Source organism: Pedobacter rhodius, from assembly GCF_027213645.1.
GTDB lineage: Bacteria > Bacteroidota > Bacteroidia > Sphingobacteriales > Sphingobacteriaceae > Pedobacter > Pedobacter rhodius.
This window is the reverse complement of record NZ_JAPWGL010000002.1, coordinates 688,017-704,055: the sequence shown is the minus strand read 5'-3', so window position 1 is coordinate 704,055 and position 16,039 is coordinate 688,017. Positions and strand designations below refer to the sequence as shown.

8 protein-coding genes are annotated in these 16,039 nt (G+C 37.4%); 7 read left to right on the top strand and 1 reads right to left on the bottom strand.

Translation table 11 applies throughout. The annotated features are described in order from the left end of the window. Window positions 1-2,570: 2,570 nt before the first annotated feature. The 7 genes from O0931_RS08345 (at window position 2,571) to O0931_RS08315 (ending at window position 13,901) form a co-directional block, all read left to right on the top strand. Window positions 2,571-3,389: a hypothetical protein gene (locus O0931_RS08345; protein WP_269415108.1), complete on the top strand. Its 819-nt coding sequence runs from the start codon at window positions 2,571-2,573 to the stop codon at window positions 3,387-3,389. A 606-nt stretch (window positions 3,390-3,995) separates the two neighbouring features. After that, window positions 3,996-5,558, top strand: a complete 1,563-nt coding sequence (locus tag O0931_RS08340; RefSeq protein ID WP_269415107.1) for a type I restriction-modification system subunit M — start codon at window positions 3,996-3,998, stop codon at window positions 5,556-5,558. Then, window positions 5,542-6,783 (top strand): restriction endonuclease subunit S, encoded by a 1,242-nt coding sequence (locus O0931_RS08335; RefSeq protein WP_269415106.1) that lies wholly within the window; start codon window positions 5,542-5,544, stop codon window positions 6,781-6,783. The genes O0931_RS08340 and O0931_RS08335 overlap by 17 nt, the downstream gene beginning before the upstream one ends. A 17-nt stretch (window positions 6,784-6,800) precedes the next feature. After that, the gene (locus O0931_RS08330) at window positions 6,801-8,603 is read left to right on the top strand and encodes an ATP-dependent nuclease (protein WP_269415105.1); all 1,803 of its coding nucleotides are present in this window, start codon (window positions 6,801-6,803) and stop codon (window positions 8,601-8,603) included. 3 nt (window positions 8,604-8,606) lie between these two features. Next, on the top strand, window positions 8,607-10,103 hold the full coding sequence (locus O0931_RS08325) for an RNA-binding domain-containing protein (protein WP_269415104.1): 1,497 nt from the start codon (window positions 8,607-8,609) through the stop codon (window positions 10,101-10,103). 1 nt (window position 10,104) lies between these two features. Then, window positions 10,105-13,296 (top strand): type I restriction endonuclease subunit R, encoded by a 3,192-nt coding sequence (locus tag O0931_RS08320; protein ID WP_269415103.1) that lies wholly within the window; start codon window positions 10,105-10,107, stop codon window positions 13,294-13,296. Between the two features lie 98 nt (window positions 13,297-13,394). Further along, window positions 13,395-13,901, top strand: coding sequence for a toll/interleukin-1 receptor domain-containing protein (locus O0931_RS08315; RefSeq protein WP_269415102.1), 507 nt, complete (start codon window positions 13,395-13,397; stop codon window positions 13,899-13,901). A 261-nt stretch (window positions 13,902-14,162) separates the two neighbouring features. Here O0931_RS08315 and nhaA read toward each other — a convergent pair whose 3' ends face one another. After that, complete coding sequence (gene nhaA, locus O0931_RS08310) at window positions 14,163-15,332, bottom strand: Na+/H+ antiporter NhaA (RefSeq protein WP_269415101.1); 1,170 nt, start codon at window positions 15,330-15,332, stop codon at window positions 14,163-14,165. Window positions 15,333-16,039 lie beyond the last annotated feature (707 nt).

The window sequence follows — 16,039 nt, the reverse complement described above, 5'->3', positions numbered from 1 at the left end:
AACATGATTCTGCCCTTGGCTGGGGCTTGCCTCGGCTCACCGCCGCCGAGGGGCTCTTACCTTTTTCTTGATAAAAAGGTAACCAAAAATCAAGGCTTGCATCTTTTGTTGTAAAAAGCTACGGAAATCTTGATAGCGGCAGCCTCCAGGCTTTTACCCTTGCGTATCCCATCGCACCCGCTTGATTCTGCCTTGGCTCGTGCGGTAATTGAAGGAATTGCAAAGATTTCCGTGCTTTTTCCTGCGAAAATCTGCTATGCCGGTAGCAGGGTGCAGACAGCATGGCGCATAGACTGGTATTCCTAGACGCTTGATTTGAAATTATGAGCGGAGCTCCCCTCCTTATTTCAAGGAGGGGTTGGTGGTGGTTGGAACTATGATTCTTGCCCTTGCTCAGTCTTGCCTCGGCTCACCGCCGCCGAGGGGCTCTTTCTTTATCCTTGATGATAAAGAAACAAACAATCAAGGCTTGCATCTTTTCTTGTAAAAACCTACGAAAATCTTATTAGCGGCAGCCCCCAGGCTTTTACCCTTGCATATCCCATCGCACCCGCTTGATTCTGCCTTGGCTTGTGGTTTAATGAATGGACTGCAAAGATTTCCGTGCTTTTTCCTGCGAAAATCTGCTATGCCGGATAGCATGGCGCAGAGACAGGCATCCGTCGCGGTATGTGCTTTGAAATTCTGAGGGTACGTTGCGTCGTCCTCTCGATGAATAATTATCGTCCTTTCGAGCGAAGCCGAGAAATCTTTTTAAGTAATACTCCTGTTTAAATATCGCTCCATTCCGTTGCACCCCATCCGATAGCTATCGGATCGAGATGACGATCCGCAGAGGAGTGTTATTAGTAAAACGAATTTTAACCATATAAGAAATATAAGAACATTAGGCGCTAAGCTTATGAACCTTATATTTCTTATATGGTTATTTTTTGAAACTATGAGGGGAACTCCCCTCCTTATTTCAAGTAGGGGTTGGGGGTGGTTGGAACTATGATTCTTGCCCTAGCTCAGTCTTGCCTCGGCTCACCGCCGCCGAGGGGCTCTTTCTTTTTTCAGTTGTGTATATGTTTTTAAAGGTCGTCAAGCTTGCTTCGCAGGTTGGCTTGGCCCAAAAGAAACAAAAACCCAAGGCTTGCATCCTTTCTTGTAAAAAGCTACGAAAATCTTATTAGCGGCAGCCTCCAGGCTTTTACCCTTGCGTATCCCATCGCACCCGCTTGATTCTGCCTTGGCTTGTGGTTTAATGAATGGACTGCAAAGATTTCCGTGCTTTTTCCTGCGAAAATCTGCTATGCCGGATAGCATGGCGCAGATAGCATGGCGCAGAGACAGGCATCCGTCGCGGTATGTGCTTTGAAATTCTGAGGGTACGTTGCGTCGTCCTCTCGACCGTAGCGGAGAGATCTATTTAGTTTTACTTTAATAATTGCTTTAAATATCGCTCCATTCCGTTGCACCCCATCTGATAGCTATCGGTTCGAGATGACGATCCGCAGAGGAGTGTTATTAGTAAAACGAATTTTAACCATATAAGAAATATAAGAACATTAGGCGCTAAGCTTATGAACCTTATATTTTTTATATGGTTATTTTTTGAAACTATGAACGGAGCTCCCCTCCTTATTTTCAAGGAGGGGTTGGGGGGTGGTTGGAACTATGATTCTTGCCCTTGCTTGGTCTTGCCTCGGCTCACCGCCGCCGAGGGGCTCTTTCTTTATCCTTGATGATAAAGAAACAAACCATCAAGGCTTGCATCTTTTCTTGTAAAAACCTATGGAAATCTTGTTAGCGGCAGCCTCCAGGCTTTTACCCTTGCGTATCCCATCGCACCCACTTGATTCTGCCTTGGCTTGTGGTTTAATGAACGGACTGCAAAGATTTCCGTGCTTTTTCCTGCGAAAATCTGCTATGCCGGATAGCATGGTGCAGATAGCATGGCGCAGAGACAGGCATCCGTCGCGGTATGTGCTTTTAAATTCTGAGGGTACGTTGCGTCGTCATCTCGATCGCAGTGGAGAGATCTTTTTAATTTCACTTTAATAATTATTTCAAAGATCGCTCCACTGCCTTACGCCGGCAGACATTCCGTTGCACTCCAGTATTGCTCTACTCATGCTTTGCTTTTCTCCAAATAATCGCTATTTTTAAAAAATTGGCCGTCATTCCTGCGCAGGCGGGATTCTTAAAACCTAAGCTGCTGCCAATAGTCCGGCTTTTCATAAGTTCAGCTCCGGTACCATTTCCCATAACCCAATACCGACGCTGCCCTACACCAAATTAACCCAAAGGTAACTTATTCCTCATCCTTCGTTAACCCGCTGCCCGAAAGCGAGGCAAACCTTTGGTAAGGCTGATGTAAAGCATTGCACAACCTCAACCGAAGCAAGTGTAAAGCTGCAGGCAAGCAGGTATACGGCAGGGTGCAGGCAAACCTGGCCGGAAGGTGGCGTAAACGTGGACTAAATGTGGCCTGAAGGTGGACTTGAGAAGATTTTTATTTTGGATTTTTTAATCAGATTGATTAAATTGAAACATCATCCTTTTGACTACCCTAATATACAAAAATTATGGCTATCCAAAACGGCGTACTCAAAATTAACGGACAACTGGGCGATCTCGTCTTTTACAAACGCGGCAATACGGCTGTTGTTCGACAAAAACCGGTTCAGATACAGCAAACCGAAGCAAGTAAGAAAAGCAGTCGCGATTTTGGCACGGCCAGCCGAAATGCCGCTTACATCCGGAAAGCTTTTGCCCCGCTGGTGAAGCTTTATGCCTATGACGATCTACTTAACCGCCTGAACAAGCGTTTTATTGAAATCTTTAAAAGCATCCCGGCGGAACAGGCAGGCCATAAAAGGCTGATAGATGGTAACCTGGCTTTGCTTAAGGGTTTCGAGTTTAATACCAGCAAGCCCCTCGAAACTTTATGGCGTAGCGAAACGGTTTTGCACATCGAAACCAATGGATTAGTAAAACTTATTCTGCCTAAGGGCGAAATAAAAGCCCTCCTGAAACCGCATCCTAAAGCGACCGAAGCCCGTTTGCAGGTCATGGGCTTTCATTTCGACCTGGATGATACCGGCGGCTACGAAATTATTGAAGTAAATGACCTGGTGATACCATTAAGCAACTGCCATTTTCCGAAAATAGCTTTAGCCTTAAATCTGGATCACAAAGGCGATAAAGCTTTAATCTTCGCGATGGGCATTTCCTTCTTTTCCGGTACGGCCCGCTTTGGCGACCGGCGTTATTATGCCTGTAAAATTATTCATGCCCTGCATCTAAAGGATGGTGTAATTGTCGATTTTGTGGCGCAACCTGAAGTAGAAAGCGAGGTCGTGGAGCAAGAGGATAGGTTAAGCTGGGCGGTAGATGAAGGTTGAGTTTGAGCTTTGAATTATACGTTTAAGCCGTTCTTTTATGTTTACGGTTAACCGTATAAAATTGTGTATCGCATTAAATAGGTTTGGTACAATTAAATTTAAAACCAAATCTTATGGCCAGTTACCGATTAAATTTGAACCAACAAAACAATGGTGATTACGAGGTTCACAAGGATGATTGCGTATATTATCCTTCACAAAATTACGATTACTTAGGGCTGTTTAGTTCTTGCACGCCGGCGGTTGCTGAGGCAAAGCGGAAACATGCTTTCAAGAAAATTAACGGGTGTAAGTATTGTTCGAATCCTTGCCACACGAGTTAATTAGATTGTAAAGGTGTTAAAGCAGCGGCGAAAAGTTGCTGCTTTAGGGTCATTCCTGGTTTAAATAAGTCAAAATATATTTGATAGAGATTTATCTCGTTTTTTGTTATGGTTCCTTATGATTACATTAGACAACTAAATAAATTATCGTGCACTCAAATTCTATCGTCTAAGATGTAGTTCTATTGTTTAGGACTATAACATTCCCTTTATTTTCTAACAATTTAGACTAACAATTAGGGTATTTGCTAATTTAGCAGAATAACTATTACTACTTTATAATATGGCCAAAATAGCAAAGCAGACTAAGAGTATAGAAGAGATTTTATGGGATTCTGCAAATAAACTTCGTGGAACAGTAGAATCATCAGAATATAAACACGTTGTTTTAGGCTTAATCTTTTTGAAGTTTGCCAGCGATAAGTTTGAAGAGCGAAGAGCGGAATTGAAAAAAGAAGGAAAAGAGAAATATCTGGAAATGAAGGAGTTCTACAACATGAAGAATATCTTCTTTCTGCCTGAAGAATCTCGTTGGAGTACCGTAATCAAAAACTCGAAACAGAATGATATTGCCTTAATTATCGATACCGCTTTACATACCGTTGAAAAGAATAACCCTGCACTAAAAGGCGCATTGCCAGATAATTACTTTTCTCGTTTAAACATGGATGTGAGCAAGCTTTCTGCCCTGCTCGATACGATTAATAATATTGATACCATAAAAGACAAACAACAAGACATCGTTGGGCGTGTGTATGAATATTTCTTAAGTAAGTTTGCCTTAGCTGAAGGAAAAGGGAAAGGCGAGTTCTATACCCCAAAATCTATTGTAAACCTCATTGCCGAAATGATTGAGCCTTACAAAGGGGTAATCTATGACCCTGCTTGTGGTTCTGGTGGTATGTTTGTACAGTCTATTAAATTTATAGAGAACCACCATGGCGATAAAAAGGAAATTTCCATTTACGGCCAAGAATATACGGCAACGACTTACAAACTGGCTAAAATGAACCTAGCCATTAGGGGTATAGCCGCTAACCTTGGCGATGTACCTGCTGATACCTTTGGGCGTGACCAGCACCCGGATCTAAAAGCCGACTACATTATGGCTAACCCGCCTTTTAACCAAAAAGATTGGAGGGCAAGCAACGAATTGGTAGACGACCCACGCTGGCGTGGTTATGAAGTGCCGCCAACCAGCAATGCCAATTATGCTTGGATTTTAAACATGGTGAGCAAACTTTCTGAAAATGGCGTAGCTGGATTTATCTTGGCAAATGGCGCTTTAAGTGGAGGAGGCGAAGAACACAAAATACGCAGGAAACTGATTGAAAATGATTTGGTAGAAGCCATTGTAATTCTGCCAAGAAATATGTTTTATACGACTGATATTAGTGTTACCCTTTGGATTTTAAATAAAAATAAAACAGAAAGAAGCTTAGTAGTAAATGATGGCATTAAAAATTACCGTAGCCGCAAGAATGAAATCTTGTTTATGGATTTACGTGAAAGAGGTATACCCTTTGAAAAGAAATATACACAGTTCTCTGAAGAAAATATATTAGAAATCACAAAAGCCTATCATAATTGGCAAAGTGATTTAAGTAATTACCAAAACATTGCAGAATTCTGTTACTCGGCCAATAAAGAGGAAGTTGTGGCAAAAGATTATTCTTTGGTTCCTAGCAAATATATTGAATTTGTAAATAGGGATGAAAATATAGATTTTGATGAAAAAATGAAGAGTTTGCAAGCGGAGTTTAAAACTTTATTTCAAAGCGAACAACAATCTAAAGAAGATTTATTGAATGTTTTTAAAGAACTAGGTTATGCAATCGAACTATAAGCGATTAGGAGATTATATAAAGGAAGTTAACATTCGAAATAGAGATCTGAATAATTACCCTTTATTGGGTGTGAGCATTAAGAAAGTTTTGATGCCATCTATCGCGAATATTATTGGTACAGACATGTCAACCTATAAATTGATTAAGAAAAATCAATTTGCTTATGGGCCAGTGACTTCCAGAAATGGTGATAAAATCTCTATAGCATTAGCAGAAAAATATGAAAATGCTTTATTATCTCAAGCCTATACTGTTTTTGAAGTCGTGGATAAAAATGAATTACATCCTGAATATTTAATGATGTGGTTTAAAAGAGCAGAGTTTGATCGTTATGCCCGTTTCATGTCTCATGGTAGTGCTAGAGAAATATTTTCTTGGGCTGAAATGTGCGATACTTTGCTACCAATCCCTTCTCCAGAAAAACAATTAGAAATTGTAAGCGAATACAAAATCATACAAAACCGAATTCAATTAAATAACCAACTCATTAACAAGTTAGAAGAAACTGCGCAAGCCATTTATAAACAATGGTTTGTAGATTTTGAATTTCCTGATGAAAATGGGCTGCCTTATAAAAGTAATGGAGGGGAAATGGTATATGATAAAAATGAAAGTTCTTTATTGCCTAAAGAATGGAAAATAAAGAGCATTTCAAATATAATAGATGTTAGAGATGGTACTCATGATTCTCCAGTGCCTGTGAAAATTGGTTTTCCATTAGTTACGTCTACCCACTTAAAAAGTTACAGCATTTCTATAAATGAAACTTATAATATAAGTCTAGAGGATTTTATAAATATCAACAAGAGAAGCAGAGTTGAAAAACATGATATACTGTTTAGTATGATTGGCACAGTAGGACTGACGAGTTATGTTTTGTATGATGAAGTAAATTTTGCTATAAAAAATGTTGCGTTATTTAGAACTTCAAAGCTAAAAGGTATTGGTGAATATGTCCTGTTTTTTCTTAAAAGTGAATATATGAAATTATATCTTTCATCAAATCCCAAAGGAAGCACGCAAAATTATGTAACACTTAATTTTTTAAGAGAAATGCCTATTGTTCTACCTCATACTCATATTTTAAATAACTTCGAAAAAGTTGCAGCAAAAATTATTAAAAAAATCCATTTAAGATTTAAGGAAAATGATGTGTTGTCTAGAATTGAAAATTTAATATTAGCAAAAATGACTAAAATTGAAATGGAAGAAGTTGCTTATTAATAATTACTAATAAGTAAATGTCCAGCATTAAAATTACAAGCTTATCTGTAAAGAATTATCGTTCATTTGGTGAAAGACAAGACTTTGTTTTTCCTAATGTTGATTACACAAGGCCTGTTGCAATTATCGGGTATAATAATTCTGGTAAGAGTAATTTGTTAAACGCCATTAAATATGGATTGTATGAATCAATTAGAGAAGATAGTTTTGATTTAAAAGATTTTCATAATTGCAGTTGGGAAAATACACCTTGTTTTGCATTAAAGTTTCGAGCAGATATAAATGAGGATCGTATAGTAGCCAATCAGGAATATCAAAATTTAGCAATAGTTAATGTTGCTGAATCGAGGGTTGTTTCTGTAAGTGATGTATGTAGTTGTTATGGAGTGAACAGTGCGTATGGGAAGAAATGGGCTATCAAGCAAAAAGCTCCAATATATTATATTAATTTCCATAACATTAAGGAAGAGATCTCTACCCAAAGGACAAGTTGGGGTAACTTAAAATCTTTCCTTGCGAAGCATATTCAAAAACTTGTTGAAACTGACAATGCTATGAAAGCAAAAAAAGCAGTTTTTGAAGATGAAGTAAAAATAGCAACCGATAAGGTTTTGGAAGGATCTTCGTTAACAACATTCATCGAGAAAATTCAAAAGAATTATAAAGCTAATCTTCGAAATAATAATTGTGTTGTAGATTTTGGTTTACCTAGTTACGAAGATATTTTTTTAAAAATGCTCTTTAAAGTTGGTTTAAATGGAAATACAGATAATTTAATACCAATTGAGCATTTTGGAGATGGTTTTATTTCAATGTTTGTAATGGCCGTCATTCAATCAATTACTGAAACGAACAACGATGATCGATACCTATTTTTGTTTGAAGAGCCTGAAAGTTTTTTACATGAAAATCATCAAGAATACTTTTACAAAATGGTGTTATGTGGTTTAGCTGAAAAGGGCCATCAAGTAATTTATACGACTCACTCAGATAGGATGATTGATGCATTCGATACTAAAGGCATCATCCGTTTGGAAATGGATGAAAACAATCAAACAGTAAAAGCTTATAATAATGTTGGTGAATTCGTAGATCCTTTTGCACGTGCGCTACAGCAAGACTTTGAAGAGCCTATAAATGTAAATCGTTTCAATGAGTATGTTAAAACAGTTGAGCCCAACTTAAATAGGATGCTTTTTAGCAAAAAAGTTATTTTAGTAGAAGGGCCAAATGATATTTTAGTATACAAGGAAGTAATTCGAAGAAAGGTATTGGAAGCTATAGCTCAAAGAGCTGATATTATCAACAAGAATAAATTTGCTGATACCTATTTGAACTTTGAAAATATATCTTTCGTCTGTCATCACGGAAAAGCAACTGCGCTGTATATTGTTGAGCTTTGTAAACATTTCAATGTAGACTACTATGTTATTAATGATTGGGATTTTGAAGCACTTGATGTTCCTCTCGCTAGCTTGCAAGGATTTAATGATTTAGCAGCTTTAAAAGCTGATCAATTATATATAATTTCGAGTCCAAACAGAAAAGGTATGTTAACCACGAATAGGATGTTAATAGATTTGGCGGCCCCTGATAAAATTCATTTTAATGTTAAAAGGCTTGAGGAAGTAATTGGTTATGTTTCAAATGATAAAAGTGGTTTGAAAATATGGCAATTGATTCAAAACCCTGCTTTTGTTATCATTGATGAGCTTTATCCGGAGACATTAAATAATTTTTTAGAGATCAATAAATTAGCTGTAATCGAAAATAACAATGTTGTAGTTGCTCCACCAGCAGATCAAGATTTACCATTTTGACCTATGGCCGAAACCAACCGCATAGAATACAAACAAGAACTTACCGATTCGTTAGAAAAGGAAGTGATTGCTTTTTTAAATTATGCAGCCGGTGGTTTAATTTATATTGGAATCGATAAAGTAGGCAAAACTGCAGGCGTTACAGATAGCGATGGCGATCAGCTCAAAATAAAAGACCGCTTAAAACATAATATCTCTCCTTCTTGCTTAGGCTTGTTTGATGTAATTAGTGAGCATAAAGATGGCTTGGATATTATTAAAATTATAGTAGCGAGTGGTAGTGAAAAGCCTTATTTTTTGAAGAAATATGGCATGACAGAGAAAGGTGCTTTTATCAGAATTGGTACGGCATCAGAGCCTATGCCTCAAAAAATGATTGATGCGCTGTTTGCCAAGCGTACCAGAAACTCCATCAGCAAAATTAGATCTAACCAACAAAATTTAAGTTTTGAGCAGTTAAAAATCTACTACGAGGGCGTAGGTAAAAGCTTGAACAATAATTTTGCTGCCAACTTAGAGCTACTCAATGCAGAGGAGCAATATAATTATTTGGCTTATTTAATTTCCGATAAAAACAGTACCTCCATCAAGTTAGCCAGGTACAATGGTTTAACCAGGGCTAATTTGGTAGAAAATAATGAGTATGGTTATGAATCGTTAATTAAAGCTACCAAGCAGGTTTTAGATAAGGTTAATTTAGAAAATAAAACTTTTACCCAAATCACTTCTAAAGAAAGAAAAGAAACCAGGTATTGGGATGCGATTGCGTTACGTGAGGCGATCATTAATGCATTTGTACATAATGATTATACGACCGAGGTACCACCAAAATTTGAGTTATTTGATGATCGTATCGAAATCACTTCAACTGGTGGTTTACCGGATGGGTTGAGTCAGGATGAATTTTTCGAGGGCTTTTCGGTGCCAAGGAATAAAGAGATTATGCGGATTTATAAAGATTTGGATCTGGTAGAACAATTGGGATCGGGTATTCCCCGCATTTTAGAAAGCTATTCAAAAGATTGTTTCAAATTTTCTGATAATTTCTTACGAATGTCCCTCCCTGTTAACGACCAAGCTAACGACCAAGCTAACGACCAAGTTAACGACCAAGTTAACGACCAAGCTAAAGCAAAAGACTTGATGGAACATCTGAAAGCTAGTTTGGATAGCCTGGGTACGGTAAAACGCGACCTGATGGTTGAACTCAAAATGCCAACTGAAAAGCAGGTAGAAAAATATGCCAAGTTAGCAGCGCACCTTACGGCAGAACAACTTGAAATCTTAAAGTTTTCCGGAAAGCCAAAATCAAATAAAGAAATCCAGGAAGACTGTTTAGGTTTAAAAAGGCATAACGATAACTTTAAACGATACATAGAACCTTTAATAAACTTGAAGTTATTAAATAGGACGTTACCGAATGTTCCGAATAGCCCCCAACAAAAATATTATACAACAGAAATTGGCAATATCATATTGTTGATTAACGATTATAAATAGCATGAAATTTACCGAATCGCAATTAGAGCATGCATTTATTAACTTACTTGAAGATGAACAAATGGTTCATCAAGCAGGCAATGTAGTCCGTCAAGCCACCACAGATTTGGTTGAAGAACCTGTTGTAGTTTATGGTAATATCGTTAGCGATAAAGTGCTAATTGATGATGACTTGAAAGCCTATCTGCGTAGGCAGTATCAAGCCGATGCAATTACAGAAAATGAAATTGAATCTATTCTTCGGGATTTAGACCGTTTACCCTCTTCCGATTTGTACGAGAGCAATAAAACTTTTATGAGAATGGTGTCAGATGGTTTTTTGCTTAAGCGGGAAGATCGCCTCAAAAAAGACATCTTTATTCAACTAATTGATTATTCAGTATCAGATCAAAATACATATAAAATTGTAAATCAATTGGCCATTAGGGGCTATGAGATGCGCATTCCAGATTTGATATTGTATATCAACGGTTTGCCATTAGTCGTGTTTGAATTTAAATCTGCAATTAAAGAAGATACGACCATACACAATGCCTATGAGCAATTGACGGTACGCTATAAAAGAGATATTCCCGAATTATTCAAATACAATGCATTTTGTGTGATTAGTGATGGGGTGAATACCAAGGCTGGTTCATTCTTTGTACCCTATGAATTCTTTTACGCATGGCGAAAAATTGAGGGAATGAAAACGGAGGTTGATGGCATTGATGCTATGTTTACCTTAGTGCAAGGTATGTTTAACCGAACCAGGTTGAGGGATATAATCCGCAATTTTATTTACCTGCCAGACAGTTCGAAGAAAAATGAAAAGATTGTTTGTCGTTATCCTCAATACTATGCTACAGTTAAACTTTTTGAAAATATAAAGTTACACCAGCGCCCTCGTGGTGATGGAAAGGGTGGCACCTATTTCGGTACAACAGGTTGTGGTAAAAGTTATACTATGCTTTTTTTAAGTAGGCTGCTGATGAAAAGCACATACTTTGGTAGTCCAACTATAATTTTAATTACGGATAGAACCGATTTAGATGATCAGCTATCTGGTCAATTCACCAACGCCAAAGGTTTTATTGGTGATGAGACTGTTGTTAGCGTAGAAAGCAGGAGTAATTTAAGAGAACTATTGCAAGGCAGAAATAGCGGTGGTGTTTTTTTAACCACCATACACAAGTTTACGGAAGATACAAAACTACTTACCGATCGGACTAATGTGATTTGTATTTCAGATGAAGCCCACAGAAGTCAAACCAATTTAGATCAGAAAGTAAGTATCACTGAAAAAGGCGTTACTAAAACTTACGGCTTTGCGAAGTACTTACATGACTCCTTGCCAAATGCCACTTATGTTGGCTTTACAGGTACGCCAATTGATGCAACAATTGATGTATTTGGCGATATTGTTGATGCCTATACCATGACTGAATCGGTTAACGATGAAATCACGGTTAGGATAGTTTATGAAGGGCGAGCTGCAAAGGTTTTGCTTAATAACCATAAGCTCGAAGAAATAGAAGCTTATTATGCCCAATGTGCCGAGGATGGAAGTAATGAAAATCAGATAGAAGAAAGCAAAAAGGCAATGGCACAAATGAATGCCATTATCGGAGATCCGAAACGTTTACAAGCCATTGCCGAAGATTTTGTCCGCCACTATGAAAACAGAATTGTTGAGGGCGCAACAGTAAAAGGCAAAGCCATGTTTGTTTGTAGTAGTAGACAAATCGCTTTTGAGTTATACAAAAATATCTTAGCCATACGCCCTGATTGGGCTGAAGTAAAAATTGCCCCAGATGATGTTGTGCTATCGGAAAAAGAGCAAAAAGAAATTAAACCGATGGAACGCCTAAAAATGGTGATGACCAGAGGTAAGGATGATGATGAAGCATTATATAAGTTATTAGGCACAAAAGACGATCGCAAAGAATTTGATCGTCAGTTTAAAAACGAAAAATCCAACTTTAAAATAGCCATTGTTGTAGATATGTGGCTCACAGGTTTCGATGTTCCGTTTTTAGATACTATGTATATTGACAAACCCATTCAAAGACACAATTTAATTCAAACCATTTCCAGGGTTAATCGGAAATTTGAAGGAAAAAATAAGGGTCTGGTTGTCGATTACATTGGAATCAAGAAACAACTAAATCTAGCCTTAGCGCAATACGATAAAGGGGATTCGCAAAATATTGAAGATATTGAACAATCAATTGTGGTTGTAAAAGATCAACTTGACCTTTTGAATAAGCTGTTTCATAAATTCGATTCTTCAAAATATTTTCATGGAACGCCGGTAGAACAACTTAAGTGTTTAAATGAGTCTGCCGAATTTGTGCAACTCACTCAAGAACTCGAAAAGCGTTTTATGTACATCGTAAAACGATTAAAGTCTGCTTATGATATTTGTTCGGGTAGTGGTGTTTTCAAAAACGAGGAACGGGATCTAATTCATTTTTACTTGGCTATCAGAGCTATTATTTACAAGTTAACAAAGGGGGTGGCACCAGATGCGGCCCAAATGAATAATAAAGTCCGCCAAATGCTTCAAGATGCAATAGAAAGCGAAGGCGTTGAAGAGATATTTAAACTTGGAGATGCTAATGAAACAGAAGTAGATATTTTCTCTGATGATTACATGGCAAAAATTGATAAAATTAAGCTGCCTAACACAAAGATTAAATTACTGCAAAAGCTATTAGCTAAGGCCATTGATAATGTTAAAAAAATAAATAAGATTACAGGGATAGATTTCTCCAAGCGCTTACAGTTTATTGTTGATAAATACAATGAGCGTAAAGAAGATACTTTGGTAAGTAATGTTTTAGAAGATTTTACAGACGAAATTATCGACTTGTATTACGCTCTTAAAAAGGAAAAAGATTCTTTCAAAGACCTGGGAATTGATTTCGAAGAAAAGGCATTTTACGATATATTAAAAGCCTTAGCCATTAAATACGATTTTGTCTATCCAGAGGATAAATTAATTCATTTAGCCCAAGAGGTAAAAGATGTGGTTGATGATAAAGCCAAATACACCGATTGGAGTAAAAGGGAGGATATTAAAGCAGAATTAAAAGTTGATTTAATTATCCTGCTCGCTGAAAATGATTATCCGCCTATTGATAGGGATGAGGTTTATAAAGAGATTTTTGAGCAAGCGGAGAATTTTAAGAAGTATAATAAGAGTAATTAAAGCGAATAAATAAATTTTTTGTTGAAAATAAGTTTAACATTGTCAAAACAGTCTGTTAACATATTCAGTTTTAACTATTAAATTTACAAAAAGATAATATGATACAAGAGGGAACAATATTTATTAGTCATTCAAGTAAAGATGAGCCGATTGTATCTGCTTTTATTGATAAGATTCTTACCGTTGGCTTAGGTATAAGTCGGGAAAAGATATTTTACACATCAGCAAAAGATACTGGTATAAAAAGTGGCTCAGATTTTAAGGCTGCTATCAAAGATAATATGAAGAATGCGGTAGCCGTTATACAGATTATCACCAGTAACTATAAAGAAAGCGAAATTTGTTTAAATGAAATGGGCGCTGCATGGGTTTTGTCCGATAATGTTATTCCATTCATTTTGGATGGGATAAGATTTGATAATGTTGGGTTTATTCACAATACAACACAGCTTCTGAAACTTAATAGCGCTGATGATTTATTTAAGTTTCAAGATGATCATGATGAGCTTTATGAAGGGCGTAGAATTAAGCAATCGAATTATCACAAACAAGTTAATGAGTTTATCGAACTGATAAATGGTAATGGTTTCAGATTTAAATATTAATTAAACTACGGGAATATTAAAAGTTTTAACTTGATCATGCATATTTCAAATGGACAATTATATAACCGAAGAATTTGTTATTTTCCAAAATGTTTTGCCAAATGAATCAATAAAATTGATACACCGAGTTTTTGATGAAAAAGCTAAAGTATTTTTAAATGGCTTGCGGCAACATAGTTCCGCACACGAGATTACTGGTAATGAGTTAATACTTAACTTTAAAGTAGTAAAGAATGATATTATTGTTGTTGATTATTGGTTTTAATTTTTAGAATACTTAACCTTCTTCACCGATTTCAAAAACACAAAACCCACCACACCCGATAAAACCGATGCGGTTAATATCGCAAACTTTGCTTCTAAAATATGAATTTCATCGCTAAAGGAAAGCAAAGCAATAAATATCGACATCGTAAAGCCGATGCCCGCCAGCATGCCTAAACCCAAAACATGTTTCCAGCCTGCGCCTGTTGGTAAATCAGCCCATTTCAGTTTCACGGCGAGCCAGCTGAAGAGTGTTACGCCAAGTGTTTTTCCGGCAAAGAGTCCAACGATGATGCCTAATCCTAAAGGCGTAACCAAGCCGGAAATCATTTCTTTTTTGAAAGTGATGTTCGTGTTGGCTAAGGCAAAAACCGGCATGATGAGGTAGTTTACAGGAACAGTTAGCGCATGTTCCAGTTTTTCCAGAGGAGATAAAACATCCGTTTCATTGGTTGGAATGGTGAAGGCTAAAAGTACACCCGCTAGGGTGGCATGAATGCCGGAATGGTGAATGAAATACCAAAGGAATAGACCTGGAATAAGGTAAAAAACCAAATTCTTAACGCCGAAATAATTCATTAAACTGAGCAGTATTAAAATTCCGCCGGCCATCGCCAGGTATTCAAAATGAATCTGGTTGGTGTAAAATATAGCGATGACGAGGATTGCCCCTAAATCATCTACTATGGCCAGCGCCGCCAGAAATATTTTTAAACTTGCCGGCACATTTTTGCCAAGCATTGCAATAATGGCTATTGCAAAGGCAATATCTGTAGCCATGGGGATGCCCCAGCCATCAGCAGTTTCAGTTCCTTTATTAAATAGAGCATAAATCAATGCCGGGACAAGCATTCCGCCCAGGGCTGCAATTACAGGCAATGCAGCGCTTTTAACGGAAGATAACTCGCCCTCCAGTAATTCGCGTTTAATTTCCAGACCAACGAGCAGAAAAAATACAGCCATTAAGGCATCGTTTATCCAGGCGAGTAAACTGTAGTTTACAGTTCCAAATCCAAGTTTAGTTGCTAAAAAGGCTTCGAAACTTTCTTTCGATGCGGTGTTTGCAATAAGCAGGGAAATGGCAACGAATATTAGAAGTAAAAATCCACCAACTTGTCCTGAACGAAAAAAGCGCTGAAATACTTCGAGGTTGATGATTTTTGGCATGGTTGTAAAAATAACAAAAACGAGGGGATAGCCACAGATTTGCGTACTATTTTTAATAAAGATTGTATTTTGTTTAAGAAAATGCCATGGGAACACAGATGGACACAGCAATCAAATGGTTTTCATTGGTTTCTAAGTTTTCCTGAACTTAAATCACGACAAAATTATTAGCTAAAAATCTGCGAATCTGTGGCTGTTAAAAATATCGTCATTCCCGTATGCCTATTGTGTGGACACAAATATTTAAATTATTTTTATCGCTCTATGCCGCGGGGCATGGTACTTTGGGGCGCCAAAGTACCCAAAGCGCTTTGTCAATCCAGCTAGGTGCCTTTCGCGCAAGCCCTCACACATCAAAAAACAGCGGCACTTAATTTAATCAGTTGTGGTTATAATTTTATTTGTCTGATTGAGCCCTTCGGGGTTTTGTTCGTTAGTGCTGATTGAATGATTTTGCTAAACCTGAACACAAAAACCACTGCGTTTTAGGTTTGATTCTACTATTTGTTCTATTCTGCAACTGTTTTTTGATTCTCCCGGCCCTTGGGATTGACGGCGTTCTTCGGAAAAACCTGTTGGTTATGTAAGTCAGTCAGCAAAATGCCTAAAAAAACCTTTCAAATAGGTACAAGCGGAAATCTTAATGCAGGTGTTTAATGCTTTAAGATTCCCAATCAGTTTGGGAATGACGAAACGCACAAAGACTG

Excerpts from the sequence above, each read along its gene's own strand:
- O0931_RS08335 (WP_269415106.1), top strand. The coding sequence starts at position 5,542 with ATGCAATCGAACTATAAGCGATTAGGAGATTATATAAAGGAAGTTAAC.
- O0931_RS08315 (WP_269415102.1), top strand. The coding sequence starts at position 13,395 with ATGATACAAGAGGGAACAATATTTATTAGTCATTCAAGTAAAGATGAG.
- O0931_RS08325 (WP_269415104.1), top strand. The coding sequence starts at position 8,607 with ATGGCCGAAACCAACCGCATAGAATACAAACAAGAACTTACCGATTCG.
- O0931_RS08330 (WP_269415105.1), top strand. The coding sequence starts at position 6,801 with ATGTCCAGCATTAAAATTACAAGCTTATCTGTAAAGAATTATCGTTCA.
- O0931_RS08320 (WP_269415103.1), top strand. The coding sequence starts at position 10,105 with ATGAAATTTACCGAATCGCAATTAGAGCATGCATTTATTAACTTACTT.
- O0931_RS08340 (WP_269415107.1), top strand. The coding sequence starts at position 3,996 with ATGGCCAAAATAGCAAAGCAGACTAAGAGTATAGAAGAGATTTTATGG.
- nhaA (WP_269415101.1), bottom strand. The coding sequence starts at position 15,332 with ATGCCAAAAATCATCAACCTCGAAGTATTTCAGCGCTTTTTTCGTTCA.
- O0931_RS08345 (WP_269415108.1), top strand. The coding sequence starts at position 2,571 with ATGGCTATCCAAAACGGCGTACTCAAAATTAACGGACAACTGGGCGAT.